Raw genomic sequence first — 6,504 nt, 5'->3', positions numbered from 1 at the left:
ACGGGTTGGAACGATCTACCATTCACGCCAAGGAGCGCGAAGGCATTTGCCTGCGCAACATCGATCTGGTCGGTCTCCCCCAGATCAGCCCAGCGCTTGACCTGGTGGTTGACCACGCGCTGACGGACGAATGGCTTCTTGGGACCGATGCGGGGTTGGTGCTCGGGCCGCGAGAGCAGTTCCCGCCCACTACCCGCATGAGGCAGCAGCATGCCCAATTGCGTGAGCGCGGCGATTATGAGGTCATAGTTGACGGAATCGCAACGTATCTGGAACGAGTCGTTCCATGGCCCCACCGGACGGAATGCAGATTCTGGTCGCTGACGGCCATGCCATCGACCAATCGCTCGCAAAACCACCGCCGGTTGTTCGCCTTGTCCATCAACAACGTCGAGGTTCTTGTGGCTTTCGAGGAGCGCGCGAGGCCTGGTGGCGCCTGGCGGCAGATCTGGTTCATGAACGTCTCCAGCGGCGTCCGCTTGCCCTTACGCGTGAAGCTCTTCGCAAGGCAGAGAAACTTCTACGTGACGGCTGGAACTGTCCGGCAAATCTACGCAGATGGGCCCATAGAGCTCTCGCCCGCAGTGGTGTCGGCGGCCCGCAAGCTAGCGATCAAGCTCTTGCGAAAAGGGCAGGGCCTGTTCGCTCGGTTCCACAATCAGTTGTTGGCCGACGACGTGTTCGCGGTGTTGGAACGACGCTGCGCGCAGAGCGATTCGCGGCCGTCCGGCGCGGCCGGACCTGTAAGGTTAGACGCTGAGCACAAGGAGGTTCCCCCCATGTCGTTTGACGACGCCCTTGAAGATCTGGCAGCCAGGGTGGCCGAATACGCGGATTCGATTCAGACCGAAGAGGCGACAAAGACCGCGATCATCATGCCGTTTATCGGCCGCGTGCTGGGATACGACGTGTTCAACCCCGCCGAGGTGGTCCCGGAGTTCGTCGCCGACGTTGGAATCAAGAAGGGCGAGAAGATCGACTACGCCATCGTCCGGGACGGACAGGTTCAAATTCTGGTTGAGGCGAAAAAGATCGGGGAGTCTCTGAAGCGTGACCATGCCAGTCAGTTGACTCGCTATTTCGCGGTGTCAAAAGCCAGAATCGGCGCGCTGACCAATGGGCGGACTTGGGAGTTTTACACCGACCTCGACCGGCCCAACGTGATGGACGAGGCTCCCTTCCTGCGCCTCGACTTGCTTGCCATTGATCCGCATGTGGTCCCCGAGTTGAAGAAACTGGCCAAGGATTCCTTCGACCTGGATTCGGTTCTGGCGTCCGCCGAAGAACTGAAGTACGTTTCCGCCTTCAAGAGTGCCTTGGGCGAGATATTCGCCAGCCCGACCGATGATTTTGTCCGGTTGCTGGTGTCTCGCGTCTACCAAGGGAGGGTCTCGCCAGCTTTGCGCGAGACGTTCGCCAAGCTTGTCACCAGGGCATGCGCACAATTCGTCAGCGACCGAGTGAACGAACGCCTGAAACTTGCCCTCAGGGGCGAAGCGCCGAGCGACATCGCCGTGGCAGAGGTGGAGGCGGAGTCCAAGGAACTCCAAGATGAGATTGAGACCACCCTCGACGAGTTGGAGGGATTTGCCATAGTGCGTGCGATCGTGGTCAGCGACGTCGCCTACGAACGGGTCGTGGACCGGGACGCCAAGAGCTATTTCGCCATACTGCTGGACGATAACAACCGGAAGCCCATATGTCGGCTTCACTTCAACCGGGCGCAGAAGTACCTCGGCCTGTTCGACGCGGACAAGAAGGAAACCCGAGTGCCGCTGGGCGCCGCGAGCGACATCTACCTGCATGCGGACGCGCTCCGGGAAACGGTCCGCCGTTACCTCTGATCGACTGACTCGCCAGAAGAAACGGGACGGGTGGCGCTTGCCGCCCAATGCGGTCAGGGTGGTGGCGGCGAAGGCGGCCACGGCATCGCCGGTCGCCGGCCAGATCGAAGTGCCTGATCACAGCCTTGGGGCCAAGGTTGACGCGCGGCAAGCCATTGCCTCGTCATCCGGGCAAGTGATGCCCCCGGTTCGTATGATGGGCTCGTCTGGCGAGCTAAGGATGGGCAATGATCGATGACGCACGCTTCACGGTGCCGCTTTACACTGTCCCGTTGGCCGCATCCCACCTCGCCATGCCGGCTAAGACGCTGAGGTATTGGACTCGGAAACCGGGCCTGCTGACCATGCTGCCGGGCGAGAGCAAAGGGCCGCGCCTGCCGTTCATCGGACTGGTTGAAGCCCAGTTGTACCGTGAACTGCGCAGGGGGAAACTCTCGATGCAGGCCATCGCCTCCGGAATAGAGGCCGTCCGCCGCGAGTTGGGCGACCGGATGCTGGAGCGGGGCGTTCTTGCCCACGACGGCCGAGACATCCTGATGAATCTGGCCAGGGGCGGTGATCCTGAGAGGGAACGAGCACGGGACCGCCAAGGCGGCCTGCCCGGAATTATCGAGATCGGGCTCAAACCGATCATGTACACCGACGACAACTTGCCCGGCCGAGTGCGCCTGACCGCCTACGGTGAGACTCCCGTGGTCGCTGATCCGCGTTTCTCGTTCGGCCAGCAAATAGCGGAGGCTTCCGGCGCGCGAATCGAGGACATTCTCGCCTTGTTCAAGGCCGGGGAGAAGCTGTCCGCAGTGGCGGATGAGATGGGGGTCAGCGCGGATGACGTCGAGTCCATCATCCGAACCCACCTCGCCCTCGCGGCCTAGGATTCTGGTCGATCACAGTTTGGGGCGTATCGCCGTCCCGGCCTTCTTCCGAGCTGAAGGTTTCGACGCCACGACGATCCTAGAGATGTTCGGACGCACCGACGTCGAGGACGTGGAATGGATCGCCAAAGCTGGGGAACTGGTGCTGGGGGTGACGCACAAGGACGCCCGTATTCGCTATCGGTCCGCTGAGCGCCGAGCCGTCATTGACGCGAAGCTGCGGATGCTATGCCCTGCCAGCGGCAACTTGACCGTCGATGAGCACGTAAAATGGCTGTCAGGGCGGATTGTGTGCGCGGCAAGCGTCGTCGGCCTGTACTTCATTGAGGCGGGGGAAGATATGAAGAAGACAGTTCGCGCGGGCGCGGCGCCAGTCGGTCCGGTATTGGGGTTCGCCGGGAGCGACCTTGACGGCGTTTACGGGCCCAAGACCCACAATGCGATGCTGTTCTGGGGCGGCGCCGGGCAAGGCCAGCAGTGTTGCGGCCACGACTATCTCAACGCATGAGCCAACGGCAGAGCGGCCATTCCCCGGTCGCATATTGCGCCCCACGCAATACGGGTCTCGGAGCGCTTGTGGTGGGGTTCGCAATTCTGACGGCCGCTTGTTCTCCAGGAGGAGACGTCCCGCAGGCGGAGAATGGATCGGCCAACGCTTCCGCAGCCGCGACTGAGGTTCCGCTCGGAGGGGACGGCGGCCAAGGGTACGTTGCCCGTGCAAGCCAGACGCTGGAGGACTCGCCCTTGGCCGGCCCCTTCTCCGCGCTCGGCGCTGGCTCGGTGAGCATTGAAGCGTTCATCGCCAAGAAGGGCGCCTGGTATGCGGTGGTCCAAGACGCCATTGCGGGATGCATGGCTGAACACGGCTTCGAGTACTACCCGGTCAAATATGAAGACATCATTATTGACGCCGAACCGGTGCCGCCGCCGCAAGACATAGTCCACGTCCCGTACTTGCCGGTAGATCGCGAATTGGTCGCCACCCACGGCTACGGACTCGACTTGACGCCGGACCCCGAGACCGTCGCCGCAGAGCAAGCAGAACAACTAGCCGCGGCCAACGCCAAGAACGACGAGTATCGCCTGTCTCTCACGGAAGAGGGCCGGATCGCCTACGACGAGGCGATGGAGGGCAACGATCCAGAGGCGGGCGCTCTGGGCTGCGCAGGCACGGCAATCGCGGCCAATCCCGAGCCTGACTACGGCTTGGACCTCGCATTTCACGAACGTTACCGTGAGCTCCGTGTGGCTATGGAGGGGGTCGGGAGACAGATGACGCCCAATGATCCTCGTGTCCGAGCGGCTGCGGAGGCATGGAGCACCTGCATGTCAAGCCGCGGCGTGGATCTGTCGGCGCCGTCCGATGGCGACCCGGCCAACGGCTTCAGCGCGTTCGCCAATCCGGAGCACGCTTGGCGCTTGGCTTGGGCCACCGGATCGAGCGGCGAAGGCGGCACCAACACGGCTGCCTCCCCTGACGGAACGCGGGCCGAAGCGGCGATCGCCCTGGCCGACTTCGACTGCCGCCTGGAAACGGACTACCTCGACACGGTTCAGGAAGTGCAGCGGGAACTCGGGAGGCAGTTCTACGAGGACAACCGCGCCCAAATCGAAGCGCTGCTCGCCGGAACTGACCTTCAGTAGGGTGACCACCAGCGAGAAGATCAGGCTGCCGGGTCGAACGTCCATTGCTGGAGCCGTCGCGGGGGGGGGGCTTCGCGGAGCGGGGACTCTCGGTGCCCGGGATTGCTGTTGTCGCCAACCGCCAAGGGCCGCCAGGAACTCGCCGTCGGCCACCCAAGGAAGTTGGCCTGCCATAACTCGATGAGCCAGCTGCAGCTCCGGCGGGCCGTGCTCGGCATGCGAATGGATCAGCGTCAAGACGTGGTTCGGCCGGTTGCTTGGGCGAACTTGCGGTGGCTCCGCTTGTTGGGCGGGTCTTTTTGGAGGGGCGGGTCGCGCGGCGCTTGCCGCCCAACGTTGCCAGGGCGGCGAACAGGATTGTGATCGCGGTCAGCCAGGGCAAGGCGATGAGCGTGATCGCGACGTTCTGTCGGCGTTGCGTCGACCGGAGGCGCGCCGCGCGGACCGCATGGTGGACTCTATTGGCTCCTGTTATACGGTAGTCTTATGCGAACTGCTGCTCCCGCGTTGCTTCCGTTTCTGCGCTCCGACGTGCAGGGCGGGATTTTGGCTGCCACCTACCTGTCGCCGGAACGTGAGTTCTCCGTGACTGAGCTAGCCGCTCAGCTTGGCGCCAGCGTGAAGGCGGTGGCCAAGGAGGTTGATCGTCTGGTTCGGTCGGGCCTTTTGGCGGATCGCCGCCACGGCAACATGCGTTTGGTGCGTCGGGGGGAAGCGGGCGTGCTCACGGCTCCCCTGACCGAGTTGATGGCGGTCACCTACGGGCCAGTGCCGGTGCTGCAGGAAATACTGAGCGGCGTCGCAGGCGTTGACCAGGCATGGGTTTACGGATCGTGGGCGGCGCGGCGGCGAGGCGAACTTGGACCGATCCCCGACGACGTGGACGTGATCGCGGTCGGTCGGGCCGGCCTGGACGAGTTGGACCGGGCTGCCACGGCGGCAAGTGACCGGTTGCGCCGCGAGGTCAACATCCGGCGCGTCAGCCCTGAGCGATGGAACGATCCGGATCCAGAGGACCCGTTTCTGAAGACCGTCAAAGAACGCCCCATGACGGCTCTCGAACTTGCACGACCGGCGGTGGGTGAACCGTGAGGTGGGGGCAAGGGAGCTCAACTATTGACGCCCTCTTGGCGGAAGGATCGCTTGAGGCGGTGCCGGTCAACCGCGGCATGGCTGCGCGGCTGCTGCGTCAGTCAAACAACCACTTGGCGACCGGGCGAAGCGCTGCCCAGTCAGACCCAGAAGGTGCCGAGGCTTTGGTCTACGACGCAGCCAGAAAAGCGTTGGTCGCCGTCTTGGTCTGCCAAGGGCTGCGCCCCACCAGCCGGGGTGGTCACCTGGCTGTGTACGAAGCCGCGCGAGCGCAACTTGACCCTCCCATGGGAGGGGTTCTGCGCCCGTTCGAGCGATTGCGGCGAAGGCGCAATCGGCAGGAATATCCACACGATGACGAACCGAGCATGCAGTCGGCCGATGCTCTGGAAGACGCGGACGCGGCCGGTGCCATCGTCGCCATCGCGGAGCGGTTGGTGGAGGAGATGCCGCCTTTCGAGTGACGTCACCCCGCCAACCAATCGGCTCGGTGGCCGGGTTCCGATTCGGCGCGCTACGTGACATTGAATGGCAAGATTCGCTGACCGTCGGCAATTGCCGGTCGCGTTCATTGTTGCTGGTCAACGCAGAGGTGTGGCTGCGGTTGGCAGCGGACGCTCGGCGGCGGTTTGCGCCCACCTCGGTGGATTGGCGGTGAGTAGCCCAAGCGGCGCGGCCGGGGCCCTCCGGGACGCGGAGCCCAGCCGTCGCAGGTGGTTTCCGTTCGCTTGACCGCCCAAGAACTCGCCTGGGTGGACTCCCGCGCGAAGCGGGAGCACAAGACCGCTCCGAGAAGCAAACCCACCCGCATCAACCTCTGTAGCGACCGCAATAACTGCGGATAGTCAGCACCCCCGGCCCGGTGAGACACAAACGCCCATAAGAAGCCGACACGTGAACATTGGGCGGGTCTTTTAGGAGGGGCGGGTCGCGCGGCGCTTGCCGCCCAGCGTTGCCAGGGCGGCGAACAGGATTGTGATCGCGGTCAGCCAGGCGAGGGCGATCAGGGTGGTCGTGGCGCTGCCGGCGCCCAGTTGGGCGTCTCTGAT

General features: G+C 63.7%; 6 protein-coding genes. All 6 read left to right on the top strand.

Features of this window, described 5'->3' with window-relative positions:
* Window positions 1–1,844 (top strand): type I restriction enzyme HsdR N-terminal domain-containing protein (locus LBC97_11725; GenBank protein ID MDR2566695.1); only part of this gene is annotated, 1,844 nt, incomplete at its 5' end.
* Between the two features lie 227 nt (window positions 1,845–2,071).
* Entirely contained in the window at window positions 2,072–2,719 is a 648-nt protein-coding gene (locus LBC97_11720; GenBank protein ID MDR2566694.1) for a hypothetical protein, read from the top strand.
* Window positions 2,673–3,227 (top strand): hypothetical protein, encoded by a 555-nt coding sequence (locus LBC97_11715; protein MDR2566693.1) that lies wholly within the window; start codon window positions 2,673–2,675, stop codon window positions 3,225–3,227. Before LBC97_11720 ends, LBC97_11715 begins: the two co-directional genes overlap by 47 nt.
* A gap of 236 nt (window positions 3,228–3,463) precedes the next feature.
* On the top strand, window positions 3,464–4,363 hold the full coding sequence (locus LBC97_11710; GenBank protein ID MDR2566692.1) for a hypothetical protein: 900 nt from the start codon (window positions 3,464–3,466) through the stop codon (window positions 4,361–4,363).
* A 486-nt stretch (window positions 4,364–4,849) separates the two neighbouring features.
* Window positions 4,850–5,455 (top strand): winged helix-turn-helix domain-containing protein, encoded by a 606-nt coding sequence (locus tag LBC97_11705; protein MDR2566691.1) that lies wholly within the window; start codon window positions 4,850–4,852, stop codon window positions 5,453–5,455.
* 59 nt (window positions 5,456–5,514) lie between these two features.
* A complete protein-coding gene (locus LBC97_11700) occupies window positions 5,515–5,919 on the top strand; it encodes a hypothetical protein (protein ID MDR2566690.1) in 405 nt (134 codons plus the stop codon).
* Window positions 5,920–6,504: the final 585 nt, after the last annotated feature.

Source organism: Bifidobacteriaceae bacterium, from assembly GCA_031281585.1.
Taxonomy (GTDB): Bacteria; Actinomycetota; Actinomycetes; order Actinomycetales; family WQXJ01; genus JAIRTF01.
Note: the sequence above shows the minus strand (reverse complement) of the source record. Positions and strands in the feature narration are given on the sequence as shown.